This window comes from Haloarcula salina, from assembly GCF_049603855.1.
GTDB lineage: Archaea > Halobacteriota > Halobacteria > Halobacteriales > Haloarculaceae > Haloarcula > Haloarcula salina_A.
Genome location: NZ_CP187146.1, coordinates 1,410,360 through 1,430,348, shown reverse-complemented (window position 1 = coordinate 1,430,348; position 19,989 = coordinate 1,410,360). Strand labels below are relative to the sequence as shown.

Sequence of the window (19,989 nt, the reverse complement as noted above, 5' to 3'; positions counted from 1 at the left end):
GTGATTGATTGCGTACGACTCGGGCGCGCCGCTTTAGTCGCCGGCCGTTGTAGCCGCCGTCGATGACCGATGCTGACCTCCTCGCCGCGTTCGACGACGACGTGATCCGCGCCGTCGCCGACGCGAACGACGTCGACGAAGCGACACTGCGAGACGCGCTCGAAGCCCACCAGCGGACGATGCGGAAGAATCCGGGCGTCGAAGACCTCGTCTACGAGTGGCGGAAACGCTTCGACGACGCCGTGCTCCACCGGACGCCCGAGACGTTCTACGTGGCCGTCAGAGAAAGCGTCTGGCGGGAGTACGGCGAGCACCTCGATCTGGACGACCACCTGCTCGGCGCGGTCGTCGCCGTCCACCAGGAACAGGTCCTCCGGGCCGATGCCGTGGAGAGCGACGATATCGACGCGGACGCAGTAGCCGTCGTCGTCTCGCGACCTGCGTAATCGGTACGCATTGCTATGCAGGGTGCACCGAGACGCTGTTTCTGTGCCTTCTTTGCGTTACTGCCGACCGTGCGATGAGTTCATTCTACGGGAAGATCCCGTCCCATCTGAGAACAAGTTTTTCGCATTCCCAAAAACAAATTTTCACAAAACAATCTTTAAGTGGTACCCGTGAGTACGTTGAACTGACCATGGAAGAAACTCAAGAGCACGTCCGCCGAGAATTCGGGACTGTCGAAGAGAACGAGCTCCGCCTCGACGTCGAAAAATCCGAGCAGGTAATCAACGCGCTGAACCAGGACCTCGCAGACACGTACGTCCTGTACCACCAGCTCAAGAAGCACCACTGGAACGTCGAGGGCGCGGAGTTCCGCGACCTGCACCTGTTCCTCGGCGACGCCGCGGGGCACGCCGAGGAGGCGGCCGACGAACTCGCCGAGCGCGCACAGGCCCTCGGCGGGACGCCGGTCTCCAGCGGCAAGGCGCTGCAGGAACACGCGGCGATCGAGCCCGAGGACGAGGACGTCTACGACATCCGCACGTCCCTCCAGCACGACCTCGAACTGTACGGCGACATCATCGAGTCGCTTCGAGACCACATCGAACTGACAGAGAATCTCGGTGACCACGCCAGCGCACAGATCCTCCGTGAGATCATCGTGGAGGTCGAAGAAGACGCTCACCACGTCGAGCACTACCTCGAAGACGACACGCTGGTCCTGGACTGAGCACGCACGGCGTCGGCGAGCGGACCCGGACGAACCCCCGCTTTCGATCCTCCGAGCGCCCTCTCGCGGTTCGTTGCCACAGCACCCCCGTCGGTATCGAGACTCGACGAGCGGCTTCATTTTTCGGACCGGAAAGTGCACTAGCGGCGCGTCACGTGGAGAAAGGGCAGAGTGTGGCGGACCTGAACCGCAGTCTGCGTGGACTTATCTGCGGAGGGAAACGGTAAGATCGGTCGCGATCCACCCGTCACGGTTCCCGTCTTCGGTGAACACGGTTCTGTCAGCGCCACTGTCCAGCGCCGAGACGACCGGGCGGTCGTCGTCGGTGTCCGCGACATCGTCCGTCTGTGTTGGCATTATCTGGGTTAGGTATGCCTAAAGTAAAAAGGATTTTGGTTGACCTAGACACTATCGGCGCGGCCTTTAGTACCCGAGGGCGTTACCTACAGGTATGAGTTCGGACGACGACCTCACCGCCCTGGTAACGGACCTCGTCACGACCCTCCAGGACCTCGAAACGGAGATCGAGCCGACGACGGAGTCGGGGCTGCCGCGGCCGCCGACGCCGCGTGAACTGCTCCGGTTTACGAGCGACGTGACGATTCCCGCGATCATCCTCGTCCTCAAGACCAACGTCGAGGCGCTGAAACTCCTCCGGCGGGCGCTTCGTATGGCCGAGGGGCGACCCACATCGTCGGGCTCTGCGTCCGGCGAGGTCCGCCAGCGCGCGACGAGATTGAGTCGGGCGACGCTCTCCCGCCTGGACGACGCGCTGACGGACCTCCAGCACGCCGTCGAGGGGACGCCGGAAGACGAGGAGGCCCGCGAACTGCTCGACGAGGCTCAGGAACTGCGGGCGGAACTGGCCGACCGACTCGCGGAAGAGCCCGGGGGAGACACAGACGGGCCAGACGTGGACGCGACTGACGTGCCCGTCGACGTGGACGCCGAACTGCAGTCGATCAAAGAGGACGTCGACGGGGACGACCCCACGAGTGAGGGCGGCGACGGAAACGGCACCGACGAAGCGTGATCGACGAGGCGGGCGAATAAACATTCGCCAACAATCATAATGTTTTATTATTTTAGAAGTGCTGGTATGGGTACCCATGCCACTGACAAGCGCGCAAGGGGAGCGCCGCGCCAGGCTGTTCGTTCGGTCCGAGCTTCCGACACCGTCACGAAAGCGCTGTACGGCCATCGAGCGTGAGGTCGAGTCGCTCGTGTGCCAGGGAGTGATCGACGGCGTCGAGACGGTCGAGTGGCAAAAGCGCGTCCCGCTGCGAGGTGACAACAGCGGCGAACGGGAGCTGTACAACGAGTTCGCTGCATGGGCACGCGAAGCGGGCGTCGCGCTCGCACCGTTTTTCGACACCCGGCTCTGTTACAGCACGACGACCGGCGAGCGCCGACGGGAACTCGTGTTGCCCGTCGTCTGCCTCGCGCTCTACGAGAACGGGGACCTCGTTCGGGTCGCACCGTTCGCCGACGGCGGTCGGGCGGAGTCCGTCGAGGAGTGCATCGCCGCGATCGCCGACGGCGACGGGCTGGCCCGGCTGGAGTCGACCGAAGCCTCTACCGCTTGAGTCGCTCCGAGCCCACCGATACGGCTATCTCCTCGTCCGACGTATCTTCTCTCGATGTAGGTGACACACGTATGACAGCCGAGCGTCGCGTCGTGGTGTTCCTTCGGTCGCCCGTGGCGTCCGAGACCCAGAAGCGACAGGAGACCGTATTAGCGCGAATCGAGGCCCTGAAAGAGTCGGGATCGATCAGTGATTTCGCGGTCAGACACTGGAAGCGCCTCGCCGAACTCGAAGCCGACGATTCGGTGCTCCCGTCGCTCGCAGAGATGGACGCGTGGGCCGCCGCCCGCGACGTCACACTCGAACCGGCCTTCGACCGCCACGAGCGGTCGAGCGGCTACACCGGCCGCCGCGACGAGGTCGTGACGCTCCCGGTGGTCTGCGTCACGGTGCTCGACGGCGACGATCTCCTCGGCGTCTATCCCCACGTCTGTCCGAAGGGGTGCCGGACCGTCGCCGACTGCCTCGACGAACTCGAATCCGAACCGACGGCGCTTGGCTCGGCGTGACCGCGCGCCGTCGGCCTGCTTACACCGGTTCCCAGCGATAGCCGTCCCAGTCCTGGCTCTCGGGGACTTTGATACCGACTTCGGGGTCGCGCAGTTCTTCGACGTACACCGGTTCGACCGCGTCACCGGTCTCGATTTCCTCGGTCGTCGCCTGACCGAGCGCGCGTACGAACTCGTCGGTCGCGCCCGCCACGTCGGTGATGTCGAACTCGACGATGGCCAGCGTGTTGGGCTGGCGGACCCCCGGCGGCGTCGCCGTGGATTTCGTCCACGTGACGACCTCGGCAGTTCGCTCCGAGAGATCCAGCGTCTCCTCTTGCGGTTCGCCACAGTCCGGACAGCGCGGGTGGGTGGGGTACGAGACGTGACCGTTCGGACAGATGCCTGCTTCGAGCGTCATTCTGCAGCCTCCATGATGGTCGTGATAACGCAGTTTCCGAAGCCCCCGACGTTACACGCCAGGGCGGTGTCGGCCTCGACCTGCCGCGGGCCGGCCTCGCCGACGAGCTGTTCGTAGATTTCGACGCCCTGGGCGACGCCACTGGCACCCAGCGGGTGGCCCTTGGACTTGAGCCCGCCCGAGGTGTTGATCGGCAGGTCGCCGTCCTTCTCGGTCGCGCCGTCCATCGCCAGTTCCCACGCGGTTCCCTGGTCGGCGACGCCGATTCCCTCCAACTGGAGGAACTCCAGAATGGTGAACATGTCGTGCAGTTCCGCCACGTCGAGGTCCTCGGGGCCCAGTCCAGCCATCTCGTAGGCGTCCTTGCTCGACTCGACGACGCCGCCCATAATCGTCGGGTCGTCGCGCTCGTGGACGACGTGCGTGTCCGTCGCCCCGCCGATACCCGAGACGACGGCGTACTCGTCGGCAATCTCCGCGGCTCGTTCCTCGGTGGTGAACATGAGCGCGGCGCTCCCGTCCGTGATCGGACAGAAGTCGTACAGCCGCAGTGGATCGGCGATGATCGGCGATTCCAGCGCTTTCTCCATCGTGATCTCCTTCTGGAACTGCGCCTTGGGGTTGTCGACGCCGTTCTTGTGGTTCTTGACCGCCACGCGTGCCAGCGACTCTCGCGGTGCGTCGAACCGCTCGAGGTAATGGCGAGCGGTCATTCCCGCGAACGACGGCAGGGTCACTCCGTGTTTGTACTCGTCGGGGTGCGTGATCGAGGCGATGACGTCCGTCGCCTCTCCCGTCGACCGGTGGGTCATCTTCTCGCCGCCGACGAGCAAGGTCATCTCGCTGGCCCCGCTGGCGACCGACTGCCAGGCCTCGTAGATGCCTGCCCCGCCCGACGAAGAGGTCTGGTCGACCCGCTCGCTGTAGGCCGGCAGGACGCCCAGGTCGTGGGCCAGAAGGTTCATGATCCCGGTCTGGCCCTCGAACTCGCCGCTGGCCATGTTCGAGACGTACAGGTGCTCTACCTCCTTCGGTTCGACGCCGGCGTCCGTGAGACACTCCTCGCCCGCCTGCGAGAGCAACTCGCGGATCCAGGCGTCGCGCTGCCCGAATTTCGTCATCGACGCGCCGATTACAGCGACTCCCATGTGCTGTCACTCTCAGGGCGGTCGTGTATTCGTTACGGTCCGATCGATGTCAGGTCGCTAATTTTCAGACGGCTGTGACGACCGAAAGTCCGTCCGCCGGGCGGTCACCGGCGACGGACACGAGCAGTCGCCACCCGTCGTCAGTGCGCTCGGCCTCGGCCACCTGCGGGGTGACGCTCGTCCACCGGAGGAGTTCGACGACGAGGGGCAACACCGGACAGCGTGTGGGCGACAGCGACGGACGGTAGTTCGTCAGGGTGACGTAGCGCGGTCGGCGACCGGGTCCGTCGGCGGCGGGTTCGACGGCCGTGTCGTCGAGCAGGCCCGCCGATTCGAGTGCGTCGAGCGCGTCACTCAGCGGGTCAGTTCCGGGACGCTTCTTCGGGAGTTGCCCGGCCGCATCGAGGAGCGTGTCGGCCTGTTCCTCGGGGTCGAGATGAGTGTCGAGCGCCGTCGCCATGCTCTCGAGCATCGCCAGACAGAGTCGTTCGCGGTTCTCCGTCTCCTCGGCGGCCGAGAGATAGCTGTCCATGACGGCCCGCTCGACGGCGCGGTGACGGCCCGAGAGCACCTCGAACAGCGCCCCGGCGATGGTGTGACAGTACTCCGGGAGCGACGGAGTCGGGGACGAGACGGCGCTGGTCCCGAACGGCCCTTCACAGACGATCAGGTCGTGGACCGGCAGCCGCGGGTCGTAGCGGCGGAGCGCACTGCGGTAGGCCGTCGCGACGCTCGCGGCCTCGGCGGCCGTCTCCCGGTCCGGGAACTGCATTCCAGAGACGGGGAGCGGCGGCGTCCCGGTCCGGGCGCTGACGACGCGGTACGGGCCGACGGCGACGCTGAGTTCCGACAGGCGGGCGCGGATGTCCGCGAGGGTGCGTCCGACCATGGTTACAGTGACCGCTTCGGGACGATCTCCGGGTCAGGCGTGTACCGGACCGCCGCGTCCACGTCGAAGACGTCTTCGAGCAATTCCTCGGTCACCACGTCGGTCGGCGGCCCCCAATCGTACACCGTCCCGTCGTCGAGCGCGATGAGGTTGTCGGCGAAGCGAGCCGCCTGCGCGATGTCGTGGAGGACGATAGCGATGGTGACGTCGCGCTCCTCGTTGAGGCGGCGCACGGTCTCCATCACCCGGAGCTGGTGGTGCAGGTCGAGGAACGTGGTCGGTTCGTCGAGCAGGAGCACGTCGGTCTCCTGGGCGAGGACCATCGCGATGAACACGAGCTGTTTCTGGCCGCCCGAGAGATTGCCGACCCCCTTCTCCCGGAGGTGGTCGATGCCGGCCAGGTCGATGGCGCGCTCGACGGCCCGCTCGTCCGCGTCGTCGACGCTCTCGAAGAACCCCCGGTACGGGTAGCGGCCGTGGTAGACCAGGTCCTCGACGGTGACGCTGTCCGGCGCGGTGTTCTCCTGCGAGAGGTGGCCCAGTTCGCGGGCCAGCTCTTTCTGGCCGAACGACTGGATGTTCCGGTCGTTGAGCCGTATCTCGCCGGCGTCGGGCCGAAGCTGGCGGGCCAGCGCCTTCACGAGGGTGCTCTTGCCGCTCCCGTTGGGACCGACCAGCGCCGTGACCTCGCCCTCGGGCACGTCGATCCGGTCGACCGTGACGACCGGTTCCTCGAGGGTCGGATACCCGATCTCGAGGTCCGTCCCGACGAGGGCGCTTTCGGTGGCGGTGTCGGAGGGCTGTACGTCGTCGTGATGGGTGTCCTGTGTTTGCATCAGAGATCACCGAGGTGTTTGCGTCGGCGCATCAGGTACAGGAAGTACGGCCCGCCGACCAGCCCGGTCACGATGCCGACCGGCAGTTGCGTGTCGCTGACGGCGGGACCGCCCGCGAGCCACGCAAGTCCGAGCATCCCCGCGCCGACGACGAGCGCGACCCCTGCCGGTCGGGTGTAGTCGGTATCGTAGCGCGACCGGACGGCCGTCGACCCGACGAGGCCGCCGATACCGAGCGCCAGCCCGGCCACGAGGATGACCGCGCCGGCGGCGACGGCGACGACCGAGGGACCGAGGCGCGCGCCCACGTCCGCGGCGGTCACGAGCGCCGGGCCGACGAACAGCGAGCCGGCGATGATCCGCCGGTAGTCGCTGCCGACGACGGTCCTGACGACGTGGGGGACGATGAGACCGACGAACGAGACGATGCCGGCCACCGCGATGGCCGAGCTGGTGGCGACGATGGCGACCGCCGAGAGCCCGAAGCGTGCCCACTCGACTTTCATCCCCAGCGACTTGGCCGTGCTCTCGCCCAGCACCAGGACGTTCAGGTGGCGCGCGCCGATAGCGGCGACGAAGATGGAGACGACGCTCCACGGGGCGACGAGGCGGACCTGCTCCCAGTCGGTCCCCGTGAGCGAGCCGGTGATCCAGGCTAGCGCGGACTGGACGACGCCGATGTCCTCGACGAAGAAGAACAGGCCCCGCTGGAGCGACCACGCGACCATGCCGACGACGACGCCGGCGAGGACGAGTCTGACCGGGCTGGTCCCACCGTTCCAGGCGATGGCGTAGACGACGATGAAGGCGAGCGCGCCACCGACTGCTGCCATCAGCGGGACGAGGTGGGTGAGGCCGCTGAAGAAGACGAACGTCACCAGCACGCCCAGTCCCGAGCCGTGACTCACGCCCAGGATGTACGGGCTCGCGAGTTCGTTCCGGGTGACCGCCTGGAACACCGCGCCGGCGACGGCGAGGTTCATCCCGACGAACATCCCGACGATGACGCGCGGGACGCGGATGTTCCAGACGATGAGCGCCCGTCGGTTCATCTCCGGAAGTTCGGCCCCGAGCAGGAACGCCCGCCAGGCGTCGGCGCTGAACAGGACCGTCGGCTCGGTGACGGCGCGCCAGGCCTCCGGCAGCGTCATCGAGTACGCGCCGAAGCTCACCTGGATGAGTCCCCCCAGCACGGTCACGGCGATGCTGACGCAGATGAGGCCGACGAGCGTGGCGTCGATCCAGCCCGTCGTTCCCCTCGCAGTCCCGCTCTCGCCGGAGGTCCGTGTTTCCCCAGCCATCGAAGCCCCCTACACGTCCCCGGCGACGATGTCGGCCACGCGCTGGCGGTCGAACAGCTCGCCGTCGACGCCGTAGACCTGCTTGGCGGCCCGCTCGGTGACGACCAGGTTCGTGATCGGGCCCTGGTACAGCGGCCCGCCGCGATAGACGTCGCCGTTCTCGACGGCCGTCAGCTGACTGGCGACCGAGTGGTCTTCGAGGTGGGCGACGAGGGTGTCCTCGAACTCGGTGCGCGTCTGGTTCTCGTGGCCGCGCATCATGAGGTACTCGGGGTCGATCTCCAGCAGCGTCTCGAAGTCGACCTGCCCGCGGTCGGAGTGGAAGTCCCGAACGTCGGTCTCGGCGAAAGCGTCGCGGACCTGCAGGTCGCGCCACTGTTTGAAGCTCGTCCCTGACTCGATGAGGTACGGCGAGAACTTCTCGGGTTCGTTGCCGGCCGCCCACATGATGGCCACCCGCGGGCGCTCCGAACTGGACTCGGGAACGACGTCGCCGACGGCGGTCTGGAACTCCTCGTGCAGCGACTGGAACGCGTCGAACCGGTCAGTGCGCTGGAACGCCTGCGAGAGTTTCTCGAAGGCCTCGTACAGCGAGTAGTACGTGTAGTCGTGCCAGGTGTAGCCCGTCGAGAAGATGCTGTTGCCGAAGAAAGGCGCGACCTGATTCCCGATCTCGTCGATGTCAGACTGCGCCCAGCTCCCCCGGTTGATGAGGAAGTTCGGGTCGATGACGTGGACGTCGGCGTCGAGCTCGTAGAACTGCTCCTTGCCGACGCCGCCCTCGCCCCACAGCTGCTGGATCGAGCTCCCGTCGACGCTCACGCCGGGGATGTCGTCGTAGTACTGCGTGTGGTACCGCGAGGGGAGCCAGACGCCCTTCGGCGGTTCGAGGCCGAGCGCGATGCCCATATCGGCCCAGCTTCCGTTGTTCGCGACCCACGTCTCGGGGACGGACTCGAAGGTCACCTCGCCGACCGGCTCCATCGAGACGGTGTAGCTCGAACTCGTCGATTCCTCGGTCGTCGTCTCTTCCGCTTCGGTGGCCGTGTCGTCGCTCGCGCCCGCGGTCTGTGTCGGTGTCGCCCCCTCCCCCTCGCTCGTTCCGCCGCTCTCAGCCGTCGAATCGCCGGAACATCCGGCGAACGCGCCTGACAGTCCAACACCGGTCGCGACCACGAACTCACGTCGGTTCATATCGTTTTAGGCTTGCCTAATACGTTTAAAAGTTCCTATTTTTAGGGAAACCGAACTGTTGGCCTGGTCCGGGACCGTCTCGTTACCGCTCGCCGAGAAGCCACACAAAGTATATCCGTGCGTCCCATTCACAATCGCGTATGCAGGAGGCCTGGCTCCAAGTTCAGTGTCCGGCGTGTAGTGATAGCTGGGAAGAACGCGTCAACGACCTCCCGGCCCCAGACACGCAATTCACGTGTGACGACTGCGGAACCGAGCGGGCGCTGTCCGAGTTCATGCAGACCGCCCGCGACCTCGAAGTCCTCCGGGAGTTCAACGAGTAGTCTCAGTACCGCGCCCGCGCCGCCGCCTTCCACTCCTCGCCGCGCTCGACGTTCGTCGGGCACCGGCGCTTTCCGACGCTCGCGAGCCGACCGGCCAGCGTCCACTCGTCGACGTACTCCACGGTCTCTTGCTGCGCCGCGGCCGCCGCGGCCCGCCGACGGTCGGTGACGTGTGCGCTAATCGCGGCCGCGATTGCCGCCGCCTCTGACTGCGAGGCGTCGTCCGGCAGCGACAGCGCCAGTTCTTCGACCGACTCCGCGCGGGTCGGTTCAGTTGCCTGAGCGGATTCGACTTCCGTCTCGGGTGATTCGAGCGTGGACATCTTACAGCGGGATGTTCCCGTGGTCTTTCGGGGGACTGTCCTCGCGCTTGCGCTGGAGCAGGTCGAGGTCCTGGATGAGCCGTTTGCGCGTGTCCTTCGGCTCGATGACGTCGTCGAGGTACCCGCGCTTTGCGGGCCCGTACGGGTGTGCGAACTCCTCGCGGAACTCGTCCATCAGCTCCTGGCGCTTCGCGTCCGGGTCGTCGGCCTGGGCGATCTCCTTGCGGTAGAGGATGTTGACCGCGCCCCTGGGACCGAGCACCGCCATCTCCGATCCCGGCCAGGCGTAGTTCACGTCGCTGCCCAGGAACTTCGAGGACATGACGATGTACGCGCCGCCGTATGCCTTCCGGACGACGACCGACAGCAGCGGGACGGTCGCCTCGGCGTAGGCGTAGATGAGTTTCGCGCCGCGGCGGATGATGCCGTTGTGCTCCTGGTCCGTCCCCGGCATGAACCCGGGCACGTCGACGAACGTCAGGATGGGGATGTTGAAGGAGTCACAGAAGCGGACGAACCGCGCCGCCTTCTCCGCTGCGTCGATGTCGAGCGTCCCCGCGCTCACGCGGGGCTGGTTCGCGACCACGCCGACGGACTGGCCGTCCATGCGCGAGAAGCCGACGACGACGTTGCGGGCCCAGTTGCCGTGGACCTCGAAGAACGAATCCTCGTCGACGATGCTCTCGATGACCTTCGTCATGTCGTAGGGCTTGCGCGGAGCCGACGGGACGGTGTCGGTCACTTCGGGGACCTCTCTGTCGGGATCGTCCCACGGCTTCACCCGCGGCGGGTCCTCCATGTTGTTCGCCGGGAGGTACGAGAGGAGCCGCCTGATGTTCTCCAGGGCCTCCTCCTCCGAGGGGTACGTGAAGTGCGCGACGCCGGACTTCGTCGAGTGCGAACTGGCTCCGCCGAGTTCCTCCTTGGACACCTGCTCACCGGTTACCGTCTCGATCACGTCCGGTCCGGTGATGAACATGTGGCTCGTGTCCTGGACCATGAACGTGAAGTCCGTCAGCGCCGGGCTGTAGGTCGCACCGCCAGCGCAGGGCCCCATGATGGCAGAGATCTGTGGAATGAGTCCGCTCGCTTTCGTGTTTCGCTCGAAGATCTTCGCGAAGCCCACCAGCGAGTCGACGCCCTCCTGGATGCGCGCGCCGCCGGAGTCGTTCAGGCCGATGACGGGCACGCCGTTCTCGATGGCCTTGTCCATCACCTTGCAGATCTTGTCGGCGACGACCTCGCCGACGGAGCCGCCGAGCACGGTGAAGTCGTGGGCGAAGAGGAACACCTTCCGACCGTCGACCTCGCCGTAGCCGGTGACCACGGCGTCGCCCGCGTAGCGCTTGTCCTCCATGCCGAAGCTCGTCGAGCGGTGTTCGACGAACGGGTCGACCTCGTTGAACGTGCCGTCGTCGACGAGGAAGTCGATTCGCTCGCGCGCCGTCATCTTGCCCTTCTCGTGCTGGGACTCGATGCGGGCCTCGCCGCCGCCGAGTTCGGCCTCCTCGCGCTTGCGCCGCAGTTCCTCGACAGCGTCGTCGGGCGTGCCCTCGTCTTCGGGTTCTTCGTGCTTGCTCATGTTACCACTCCATGCCGCCGTTGACGCCAAGTACCTGTCCGGTCATGTAGCTCGATTCCTCGCTCGCGACGAACCGGACGATGCCGGCGATGTCTTCCACGCGTGCGAATCGGTCCAGCGGGATCTCCCGCAGAATCTTCTCCTGGACGCGCTCGGGCACCTCGTCGAGCATGTCCGTCTTGACGAAGCCGGGCGCGACGCAGTTGGCGGTCGACCCGGTGTGTGCGAGTTCGAGTGCGAGCGTGCGAGTGAACCCGAACAGCCCGGACTTCGTCGTGGCGTAGTTCGCCTGCCCGATGTTCCCCTGCTGGCCGACGACGCTAGAGATGTTGATGAGGCGGCCGTGTTCGGCCGCTTTGATGTCGTCGTAGAACGCCTTCGTCCCGTTGAACACGCCGCCGAGATTGACGTTGATGACCGCGTCCCAGTCCTCCCGGGTCATGTTCTCGAACTTCTTGTCGATGGTGATGCCCGCGTTGTTGACGAGCACGTCGGCGGGCCCGAACTCGTCGGCCACCTGTTCGCGCATCGCGCGAACCTCGTCGAGTTTCGCCACGTCGGCCTGTGCGGCGATCGCGTCGCCACCGCTCTCGCGGATGTCCTCGACGACCGCGCGCGCCTCCGCTTCCGACGAGCGATAGTTCACGACGACGTTGGCCCCGTTCGCACCCAGGTCCTTGGCGATCCCACGCCCGATTCCTCTCGACGAACCGGTGACCACACAGGTTTGATTCTCCAAGTTCATTGGTGTAGTAAGGTGGCCCTCACACTTCGTACGCTCATCACCTAATCAGGCAAAGCACAGTCAAATAATAGTTCTCCTTATACAAAATAATATCAGCTGGCGTGAATATTATGATTCGGGGGACAGTTCCGACCTCGTTCCTCGAAAACATGTCCACGAAGGCAGCTATTCGACAACGACAGGTATTTTAGGCTCTCCTAAAGAGATGGGCACAGCGAATGACACAGGACATCTGCGTAATGGTTCCGACGATTCGGAATCACGAGTGCATGCGAACGTACTTCGAGAACGCCCGCGACCACGGTTTCGACCTCGACCGCCTGTTCGTCGTCCTGATCACAGAGGACTTCTGTGACACCGACGCGATGGAGCGGATGCTTGACGAGGAGGGCGTCGACGGGACCGTCTTCGACGGGAGCGCACGCCAGACGTGGTTCGAGAACCACGGGGTCGGCGAGTACGCCCACCTTATCCCCGAAGCCAGCCACGCCCAGACCTCCTTTGGCCTCCTCTACCTCTGGGCCAACGACTTCGAGTACGGCGTGTTCATCGACGACGACACCCTGCCACACGAGGACGCGGACTTCTTCGGCACGCACATGGAGAATCTCGCCTACGAGGGCGAGATCGAGACCGTCAGCTCCGACGAGCAGTGGGTGAACGTCCTCTACCAGAACGAGGACAAACACGGGCTGTACCCGCGTGGCTACCCCTACGCCGCGATGGACGAGACCGTCGAGACCGAGACCACCGAGGTCGACGACGTGGTCGCTTCACAGGGTCTCTGGACGAACGTCCCGGACCTCGACGCCGTCCGCATCCTCATGGACGGGGATCTCCAGGGTCAGGCCCAGACCCGGACCACCGAGGCCGACTTCGGCGAGGACTTCGTCGCCGCCGAGGGCCAGTACCTCACCGTCTGCTCGATGAACCTCGCCTTCCGCCGGGAGGTCGTCCCGGCGTTCTATCAGCTCCCGATGGACGACAACGAGTGGGCCGTCGGCCGCTTCGATGACATCTGGTCCGGCGTCTTCCTCAAGCGCGCCTGCGACGTGCTCGGCAAGCAGATCTACAACGGCGACCCGCTGTGTGAGCACAACAAAGCGCCCCGATCGACCTTCTCTGACCTCACCAACGAGGTCCACGGACTCGAACTCAACGAGCACGTCTGGGAGATCGTCGACGAGGCCGGCGACGACGCCGACAGCTACGCCGAAGTCTTCGAGGCCATCGCTGTGGCTCTCGTCGAGGGCGACTTCGGCGACTGGGAGAACGGCGCGTTCCTCAACTACTGCGGGGAGTTCATGCTCGACTGGCTCTCGTGTCTCGACGAACTGGATAACCGCGTGACGGAACAGGTCCCGGCCACCGCGGACGACTAGAAAGGCCTAAGTTCTTTAGGCAACCCTAAATCCAACAATGAGTGATTCCAACGACGGACGTAGTCGAATTGGTTCGAGCGCGTCTCGACGGCGGTTTCTCGCCCTCGGCGGCGCGACCGCAGCGACCGCGCTCGCGGGCTGTTCGGGTATCTTCGGCGACAGCGCCACGAGCGGCAACGGTACCGGCGACGGCGGCAGCGGCGCGGGGGCGATCTCGCTCGCCGACTTCCGTGGCTCTGGTCCGATGGTCTCCCAGCGCGACGCGCCGGGTGGAACATCCATCGAGGAACTGCCGGACCTCAGCGGCGAACTGACGCTCTACCTCGGCGGCGGTGAGGGCGGGCTGTACCTCGACCTCATCGAACTCCTCGAACAGCGGTACCCGGACTTCACCGCCAGTCATCGGCTCGAAGCGTCGAGCGACCTGGCAAACACCATCATCGAAGAGAACGAGGCCGGCGCGAGCCCCGCCGACGTGTTCATGTCCATCGACGCCGGTTCCCTCGGCGCGGTGGCCAACGCCGGCGCGACGGCCGCCCTCCCCGAGGAAGCGCTCTCGACGGTCCCGCAAGACTTCCAGGACAGCGAGGGCCGCTGGGTCGGCATCGCCGGCCGTGCACGCGCGATTCCGTACAACACGAACCAGCTCTCGGCTTCGGACATCCCCTCGACGGTCCAGGACTTCCCCTCGGCGAGCGCGCTGGCCAACAGCATGGGCTGGGCTCCCAGCTACGGGGCGTTCCAGTCGTTCATCACCGCGATGCGGCTCATCCGCGACGACGAGGAGACGAAGGCCTGGCTCCAGTCGATGCAGGACCACGGCATCGAGACGTACGCCGACGAGTTCCGCGTCTCGAACGCCGTCGCCGACGGGGAACTCACCGCCGGGTTCGCCAACCACTACTACGCGCTCCGGGTCCAGTCCGCGAGAGAGGACGCCCCCATCGAACTCGCGTTCACGGAGGGCGACGCCGGCGCGCTCGTCAACGTCTCCGGCGTGGAGATCATCAGCGGGACCGACAACGCAGACCTCGCGTCGAACTTCGTCCGCCACGTCCTCTCGGCGGAGGCCCAGGAGTTCTTCGCCACCCGGACGTTCGCGTACCCGATGATCCCCGGGGTCGCGCCGGTCGGCGGCCTGCCCCGAATCGACGAGCTGAACCCGCCGGACATCAATCTCACCGAACTTGCGGACGTGGCGGGGACCGTCGACCTGCTGCGGGAGGCCGGCGTCCTCTGACATGGGCACGAGCGACCGCTACGAACGGCTTCGGGAGCAGGCGACGGAGGCGACCCGAGACTCGTCGCCGCCCACGCTGCTCGCAGTGGTCTCGCTCGCAATCTCGCTGCTCTTGCTCTCGCCACTGGTGTGGCTGTTCCTCCGCGCAGGCGAGATCGAGTTCAGCCACGCGTTGGAACTACTGACCAGCGAGACTACCGTCTCGGTGACGCTGAACACGCTCGCGCTCGTCGGCGGCGTCACGATCGCGTCGATACTCGTCGGCGTCCCCCTCGCGATCCTCACCGTCCAGACCGATCTGCCGTTCAAGCGCTTCTGGACGATCACCTCGGCGCTGCCGCTCGTCGTGCCGAGCTACATCGGCGCGTTCGCGTTCGTCTCGGCGTTCGGCCCGCGCGGCGTCCTCGCGGACCTGCTCGCACCGCTCGGAATCGAACAGCTCCCCACCATCTACGGGCTCCACGGCGCGGTGCTGGTCCTGACGCTGTTTACGTACCCCTACGTCTTTCTCACCACGCGCGCGTCGCTGCTGTCGTTCGACGGGACCGTGGTCGAGGCCGCGCGGACGCTGAACCACACCCGCTGGCAGGCCTTTCGCCGGGTGACGTTCCCCCAGATCGCGCCGGGCATCGCCGCCGGCGCGCTGCTGGTCGCGCTGTACGCGCTCTCGGACTTCGGGACGCCCGCCATCATGCAGTACGACGTGTTCACGCGGATGATCTACAACGAGTTCGGCGCGCGCCGACTGGACTACGCGTCGATCCTCTCCATGCTGTTGCTCGTAATGGCGCTTGGCATCCTCGCCGTCGAGTCCCGTCTGAGCGCCGGTCGCGAAGGGGCCTACGTCAGCAGCGGGTCGAGACGGCCCGGGACCATCCAACTCGGCTACTGGAAGCTCCCGGCGGTCCTCTTTTGCGCCGCCATCGCCGCGCTGTGTCTCGCGCTGCCCGTCGGCATCCTGGTGCGGTGGCTCGTCCGCTCGGGCACGGGCTACGCGGGCGGCGGCTTCACGTTCGAGGCGGCCTACGCCTGGAACTCGGTCGGACTGGCCGCCGCCGCGGCCGCCATCTGCGTCGTCGCGGCCCTCCCCATCGCCTACCTCTCGGCCCGCGGGACGACCGGCGTCTCGTCGCTGCCGGAGCGGGCCACCTACGTCGGCTACGCCGTGCCCGGCGTCGTCCTCGGCCTCGCGCTGGTGTACCTCGGGCTCCGGTACGTCCCCTTCCTCTACCAGAGCGTCGTCCTGCTGGTGTTCGCCTACGTCGTCCGGTTCCTGCCACAGGCCGTCGGCTCGACAGAATCCTCGGTTCTCCAGGTGGACCCACAGTACATCGAGGCCGCCCGCTCGCTGGGCTACGGCCCGCTGTCGGCGTTCCGGCAGGTGGTCCTGCCGCTGGTCGCGCCCGGCATCGTCGCCGGGGCCGCGCTGGTGTTCCTGACCACCATGAAGGAATTGCCGGCAACGCTGATGTTACGCCCCACGGGCTTCGAGACGTTCGTAACGTACATCTGGCTCGTCCAGGGTGCCGGCTACTACGGACAGGCGGCGGTCCCCGCGCTCGTGCTCGTCGCCCTCTCCGGGCTCTCGATGCTGGTCATCCTTCGACGGGAGGACACCTCGTAATGTCTGAACAAACGCGCACACAGCAGACGGCCGACTTCGACACCGTCGACGCGGCGGTAGAGAACCCCGACCGGACCGTCCTCTCCATCGAGGACGTGTCCAAGGACTACGGGAACGAGGTCGCCGTCGAAGACCTCTCGCTCGACGTGAACGACGGCGAACTGCTGACCTTGCTCGGCCCGTCCGGGTGCGGGAAGACGACGACGCTGCGGATGATCGCCGGACTGGAGCGGCCCACCGACGGTCGCATCTCCATCGCCGACGAGGTCATCGCCGACGGCTCGACGTTCCGCAAGCCCGAGGAGCGAAACGTCGGCATCGTTTTTCAGGACTACGCCCTCTTTCCGCACCTCACCGTCGCCGAGAACATCGCCTTCGGGCTGACCGAGATGGATGACGAGACGGCGTCCCAGCGGGTCGACGACCTGCTCGCACTGGTCGACCTCGAATCCCACCACGACAAGATGCCGAGCCAGCTATCCGGCGGCCAGCAGCAGCGCGTCGCGCTGGCCCGGTCGCTGGCCCCGGAGCCGGACGTGCTCTTGCTCGACGAGCCCTTCTCGAACCTCGACGTGCGCCTGCGCGTCGAGATGCGCGAGGAGGTCCGCAAGATTCTGAAGCGCGCCGGCGTCACCGCCATCTCGGTCACGCACGACCAGGAGGAGGCCCTCTCGATCAGCGACCGGGTCGCCATCATGAACGACGGGACCATCGCGCAGGTCGGCGACCCGGCCGAGGTGTTCGAGAACCCCGAGAGCCGGTTCGTCGCGAGCTTCCTCGGCCAGGCGAGCTTCCTCTCGGCGCGGGTGACCGGCGACGTGCTCGAAACGGGCCTCGGGTCGTTCGACGTGGACCTGCTGAACGGGCCGGTCGAGGCCTACAAGGGCGCGATGGTCGACGTGCTCGTCCGCCCCGACGACCTGACGGCGATGCCCACCACGGAGCCGAAGGCCGACGGCTACGTCGTCCACCGCCAGTACAACGGGCCGTCGTTCGTCTACCGCGTCGAGCTTCACAGCGGCGACGTGGTCCACTGCATGCACAACCACGTCGAGACGTTCGAACCGGGCCAGCCGGTGGAAGTCGACCTCGCCGCGGACCACGAACTGGCCTGGTACCCCACCGAATGAAGCGGCTCCGACGGCCGGCGGTACAGGCCGGCGTCGTCGCCGTACTGGGCGGCCTCGTCGTCTTCGCGCTCGCGCACCTCGTCTTCCCGCACCACACAACCAACCACGACGAGGGGGTCTACCTCCAGCAGGCCGCGATGTTGCTAGAGGGGCAACTGTTCCTGTACCCGCCCGTCGAGGAGACCTTTCGGCCCTGGTTCTTCGTGACCGACGGGGGGCGGCTGTACCCGAAGTACGCGCCGGTCCCCGCGGCGATGTTCGCCGTCGGCAAACTGCTGGGGGGCTACCGGGTCGCGCTCGCGCTGATCGCGGCCGGCGCGCTGGCGCTGACCTACCACACCGCTCGCGAGGCGTTCGACGAGCAGACCGGCGTCGTCGCGAGCGCCCTCATGCTCGGGTCGCCGCTGTTCCTCATCGACGCCTCGGTGTTTCTCTCGTACGTGCCGACGATGCTGTGGAACCTCGGGTTTGCCGCGGCGTACCTCCGCGCCGACCGAACGGGGAGCCGACGCACCGCGGCGCTCGCGGGCCTCTCGGTTGGCCTCGCCTTCTTCGCCAGGCCGTACACGGCCGTGCTGTTCGCGTCGCCGTTCATCGTCCACGCCCTCTGGCGGCTTCGGACGCTGGACCGTGCCCGCGTCCAACGCCTGACTGTGACGGCCGTTTGCGGCCTCACCGGCGTCGCCGCGACGCTCGCGTACAACCGCGTCGTCACCGGCTCCGCGCTCCTGTTTCCCTACGAGGCGTTCGCCCCGCTGGACGGGCTCGGCTTCGGCTACCGGGAGATTCGCGGGTACTCGCGGGAGTTCACGCCCGCGATGTCGCTCGACGCGAACGCCGAACTGCTGTGGAAGCTCGCGACCCAGTGGGTCGTCGCCGGCCCGCTCGGGACGCTCGCGGCGCTCGGCGGCGTCGCCGCGGCGCTCCGGCGCGGCCTCGACAGCCGACAGGCCGCGCTCGCCGGCGTCTTCCTCTCGGTCCCGCTCGGGAACCTCTACTTCTGGGGGACCGTGAACATGCTCGGCGACCTCGGCGATCCGACCGACGGGCTGGTCGCCTTCCTCGGCCCGTTCTACCACGTCGACGTGCTCGTGCCGACGGCCGCGTTCGGCGCGGTCGGCGTCCTCGCGGCTACCCGTTGGTTCCGCGCCGCGGTCGCGGAGCAGGTCAGCGGTGACCGTCTCAGGCCCGCGCTCGTGGTCGCGACGCTCTGTCTGGCCGCCGTCGGCGGCGGCGCGACCGTCGCGGCGGCCGCCGGTCCAGTATCGGACAACTACGCCGTGACCCAGCAGTTCGAACAGGCCTACGAGCCGTTCGAAGAGCGGGACCTCGACGGCGCGCTCGTCTTCCTCCCGACACCGTACGGCCAGTGGCTCAATCATCCGTTCCAGGCCGTGCGAAACGATCCTGGCTTCGACGGCGACACCGTCTACGCGATGCAACACCGCCAGTTCGACGTCGTCGACGCCTACCCGGACAGGACCTACTACCGCTACGTCTACCGCGGCGAGTGGGTCCCCTACCTCGGCCGCGCCGTCGAACCGCGCCTCCAGCGCGTCACGGTCGCCGAGGGCGAGGCGGTCCGAACCGACGTGGCCGCGACGGTTCCGGAGCAGGCCGCACTGGTGTCCATCCGGCTCACGAACGGCGAGGAGAGCGACTACGCCACCGTCCGCGGGACCGAGCCGCTCGACCTCCGGCTGGTGACCGACCGGAACAGCACGCGGCTCGCGGGCGAGGGCATTGAGGAGGCAGTGACCGTCGCCACGCCCGAAGACGGGACGGTCACGCTCGTTATGTTCGTCGACTACGGGACGGGCGCTGGATTCACGTATCGCGCCGACCTCCCCGTAGAGCGGACCGACGGTGGCGTCAAGACGCTCACCCCGCGCCTCGAAGTGTGTACGGTCCCCCGGCGTTGCGGCGGGCAGGCGGCCTACGTCCCCGGGTCGCACCGGGAGGGAATCGGCATGAACGCGACCACGACGGTTCGAAAGACCGAGGGCTAACAGATGACTGACTACGAACTCACCAGGCGCGACGCGCTGAAAGCACTCGCCGCTGCGGGCGTCACCGTCGGCGTCGGCGCGGTCGCGCTCTCGTGGGACGACCGAGACGACGATCGGACGGACACCGGGTTCGGCGACCACGACCGCGAGACCTACCTCGCGGTCGCAGCAGTCGTCTACCCGAGCGAGGTCGACGGCGTGGAGTCGTTCGTCGAGCGCTACCTCGCCGGCCGGGTCGACGCCGACCCCGACCGGGCGGTGGCGATGGCCGAGGCCGTGGACGCGCTGGACGCGTACGCCCGGGAGTGGGAAGACGAGTCCTTCGCGGCCCTCGATCCAGCGACGCGCGAAGAGACGTTGAGCGGCATGGGCGTCGGCCTCGCGGACCCCGATCCCGACGGCGACCCGCGAGAGCGCGTCCGCTACTACCTCGTCAACGACCTCCTGTTCGCGCTTTACAGCTCGCCGACCGGCGGGGAACTCGTCGGCATCGAGAACCCGCAGGGTCACCCCGGGGGGACCACCAGTTACCAGCGGCCGCCGGACGAGCGGTCGTAGTCCGGGACGGCGACGGTCTCCCGAGTGTGGGCGGAG

22 protein-coding genes are annotated in these 19,989 nt (G+C 66.8%); 12 read left to right on the top strand and 10 right to left on the bottom strand.

Translation table 11 applies throughout. The features are described from left to right. Positions 1 to 62 precede the first annotated feature (62 nt). Both ACOZ4I_RS07425 and dpsA read left to right on the top strand, forming a co-directional pair. Complete coding sequence (locus ACOZ4I_RS07425; RefSeq protein WP_424004534.1) at positions 63 to 446, top strand: hypothetical protein; 384 nt, start codon at positions 63 to 65, stop codon at positions 444 to 446. Positions 447 to 637: 191 nt separating this feature from the next. Then, the gene (dpsA, locus tag ACOZ4I_RS07420) at positions 638 to 1,174 is read left to right on the top strand and encodes a DNA starvation/stationary phase protection protein DpsA (protein WP_424004532.1); all 537 of its coding nucleotides are present in this window, start codon (positions 638 to 640) and stop codon (positions 1,172 to 1,174) included. Positions 1,175 to 1,378: 204 nt separating this feature from the next. Here dpsA and ACOZ4I_RS07415 read toward each other — a convergent pair whose 3' ends face one another. Next, positions 1,379 to 1,531: a hypothetical protein gene (locus ACOZ4I_RS07415; protein WP_424004530.1), complete on the bottom strand. Its 153-nt coding sequence runs from the start codon at positions 1,529 to 1,531 to the stop codon at positions 1,379 to 1,381. A gap of 94 nt (positions 1,532 to 1,625) precedes the next feature. Here ACOZ4I_RS07415 and ACOZ4I_RS07410 point away from each other — a divergent pair, with 94 nt between their 5' ends. The 3 genes from ACOZ4I_RS07410 (at position 1,626) to ACOZ4I_RS07400 (ending at position 3,269) form a co-directional block, all read left to right on the top strand. After that, positions 1,626 to 2,207, top strand: a complete 582-nt coding sequence (locus ACOZ4I_RS07410) for a DUF7547 family protein (protein WP_424004528.1) — start codon at positions 1,626 to 1,628, stop codon at positions 2,205 to 2,207. Between the two features lie 76 nt (positions 2,208 to 2,283). Beyond that, positions 2,284 to 2,760: an HTH domain-containing protein gene (locus ACOZ4I_RS07405; protein WP_424004526.1), complete on the top strand. Its 477-nt coding sequence runs from the start codon at positions 2,284 to 2,286 to the stop codon at positions 2,758 to 2,760. Between the two features lie 71 nt (positions 2,761 to 2,831). Next, positions 2,832 to 3,269, top strand: a complete 438-nt coding sequence (locus ACOZ4I_RS07400) for an HTH domain-containing protein (protein ID WP_424004524.1) — start codon at positions 2,832 to 2,834, stop codon at positions 3,267 to 3,269. Between the two features lie 19 nt (positions 3,270 to 3,288). Here the strand turns inward: ACOZ4I_RS07400 and ACOZ4I_RS07395 are convergent, their stop codons facing one another. The 6 genes from ACOZ4I_RS07395 to ACOZ4I_RS07370 all read right to left on the bottom strand — a co-directional run bounded on the left by ACOZ4I_RS07395 (position 3,289) and on the right by ACOZ4I_RS07370 (position 9,037). After that, a complete protein-coding gene (locus ACOZ4I_RS07395) occupies positions 3,289 to 3,669 on the bottom strand; it encodes a Zn-ribbon domain-containing OB-fold protein (RefSeq protein ID WP_424004522.1) in 381 nt (126 codons plus the stop codon). Next, positions 3,666 to 4,817 (bottom strand): thiolase C-terminal domain-containing protein, encoded by a 1,152-nt coding sequence (locus ACOZ4I_RS07390; RefSeq protein WP_424004520.1) that lies wholly within the window; start codon positions 4,815 to 4,817, stop codon positions 3,666 to 3,668. Before ACOZ4I_RS07390 ends, ACOZ4I_RS07395 begins: the two co-directional genes overlap by 4 nt. Before the next feature lie 64 nt (positions 4,818 to 4,881). Then, a complete protein-coding gene (locus ACOZ4I_RS07385) occupies positions 4,882 to 5,706 on the bottom strand; it encodes a DUF7551 domain-containing protein (protein WP_424004518.1) in 825 nt (274 codons plus the stop codon). Between the two features lie 2 nt (positions 5,707 to 5,708). Beyond that, positions 5,709 to 6,542: an ABC transporter ATP-binding protein gene (locus ACOZ4I_RS07380; protein ID WP_424004516.1), complete on the bottom strand. Its 834-nt coding sequence runs from the start codon at positions 6,540 to 6,542 to the stop codon at positions 5,709 to 5,711. After that, positions 6,542 to 7,843, bottom strand: a complete 1,302-nt coding sequence (locus ACOZ4I_RS07375) for a FecCD family ABC transporter permease (RefSeq protein ID WP_424004514.1) — start codon at positions 7,841 to 7,843, stop codon at positions 6,542 to 6,544. The genes ACOZ4I_RS07380 and ACOZ4I_RS07375 overlap by 1 nt, the downstream gene beginning before the upstream one ends. 9 nt (positions 7,844 to 7,852) lie before the next feature. Next, positions 7,853 to 9,037 carry an ABC transporter substrate-binding protein gene (locus ACOZ4I_RS07370; RefSeq protein WP_424004512.1) on the bottom strand — a complete coding sequence of 395 codons (1,185 nt, stop codon included), beginning with the start codon at positions 9,035 to 9,037 and terminating at the stop codon, positions 7,853 to 7,855. Between the two features lie 140 nt (positions 9,038 to 9,177). Here ACOZ4I_RS07370 and ACOZ4I_RS07365 point away from each other — a divergent pair, with 140 nt between their 5' ends. Further along, positions 9,178 to 9,360 carry a hypothetical protein gene (locus ACOZ4I_RS07365; protein WP_424004510.1) on the top strand — a complete coding sequence of 61 codons (183 nt, stop codon included), beginning with the start codon at positions 9,178 to 9,180 and terminating at the stop codon, positions 9,358 to 9,360. 2 nt (positions 9,361 to 9,362) lie between these two features. Here ACOZ4I_RS07365 and ACOZ4I_RS07360 read toward each other — a convergent pair whose 3' ends face one another. Genes ACOZ4I_RS07360 through ACOZ4I_RS07350 form a run of 3 tightly spaced genes read right to left on the bottom strand, consistent with a single transcriptional unit; the run spans position 9,363 to position 12,010 of the window. After that, positions 9,363 to 9,683 carry a hypothetical protein gene (locus ACOZ4I_RS07360; protein WP_424004508.1) on the bottom strand — a complete coding sequence of 107 codons (321 nt, stop codon included), beginning with the start codon at positions 9,681 to 9,683 and terminating at the stop codon, positions 9,363 to 9,365. A 1-nt stretch (position 9,684) separates the two neighbouring features. Then, complete coding sequence (locus ACOZ4I_RS07355) at positions 9,685 to 11,265, bottom strand: acyl-CoA carboxylase subunit beta (RefSeq protein WP_424004506.1); 1,581 nt, start codon at positions 11,263 to 11,265, stop codon at positions 9,685 to 9,687. A gap of 1 nt (position 11,266) precedes the next feature. Further along, complete coding sequence (locus ACOZ4I_RS07350) at positions 11,267 to 12,010, bottom strand: beta-ketoacyl-ACP reductase (RefSeq protein WP_424004504.1); 744 nt, start codon at positions 12,008 to 12,010, stop codon at positions 11,267 to 11,269. A gap of 218 nt (positions 12,011 to 12,228) precedes the next feature. On the opposite strand from ACOZ4I_RS07350, the gene ACOZ4I_RS07345 reads away from it, so the two are divergent. The 6 genes from ACOZ4I_RS07345 to ACOZ4I_RS07320 are packed head-to-tail and all read left to right on the top strand — an operon-like array spanning position 12,229 to position 19,953. Then, positions 12,229 to 13,392: an alpha-1 4-glucan-protein synthase gene (locus ACOZ4I_RS07345; protein WP_424004502.1), complete on the top strand. Its 1,164-nt coding sequence runs from the start codon at positions 12,229 to 12,231 to the stop codon at positions 13,390 to 13,392. Between the two features lie 37 nt (positions 13,393 to 13,429). Next, positions 13,430 to 14,632, top strand: coding sequence for an extracellular solute-binding protein (locus ACOZ4I_RS07340; RefSeq protein ID WP_424004500.1), 1,203 nt, complete (start codon positions 13,430 to 13,432; stop codon positions 14,630 to 14,632). Between the two features lies 1 nt (position 14,633). Further along, positions 14,634 to 16,256, top strand: coding sequence for an ABC transporter permease (locus tag ACOZ4I_RS07335; RefSeq protein WP_424004498.1), 1,623 nt, complete (start codon positions 14,634 to 14,636; stop codon positions 16,254 to 16,256). Next, positions 16,256 to 17,386: an ABC transporter ATP-binding protein gene (locus ACOZ4I_RS07330; RefSeq protein ID WP_424004496.1), complete on the top strand. Its 1,131-nt coding sequence runs from the start codon at positions 16,256 to 16,258 to the stop codon at positions 17,384 to 17,386. Before ACOZ4I_RS07335 ends, ACOZ4I_RS07330 begins: the two co-directional genes overlap by 1 nt. Beyond that, positions 17,383 to 19,395 carry an ArnT family glycosyltransferase gene (locus tag ACOZ4I_RS07325; RefSeq protein ID WP_424004494.1) on the top strand — a complete coding sequence of 671 codons (2,013 nt, stop codon included), beginning with the start codon at positions 17,383 to 17,385 and terminating at the stop codon, positions 19,393 to 19,395. Before ACOZ4I_RS07330 ends, ACOZ4I_RS07325 begins: the two co-directional genes overlap by 4 nt. A 3-nt stretch (positions 19,396 to 19,398) precedes the next feature. Beyond that, complete coding sequence (locus ACOZ4I_RS07320) at positions 19,399 to 19,953, top strand: gluconate 2-dehydrogenase subunit 3 family protein (protein ID WP_424004492.1); 555 nt, start codon at positions 19,399 to 19,401, stop codon at positions 19,951 to 19,953. Positions 19,954 to 19,989 lie beyond the last annotated feature (36 nt).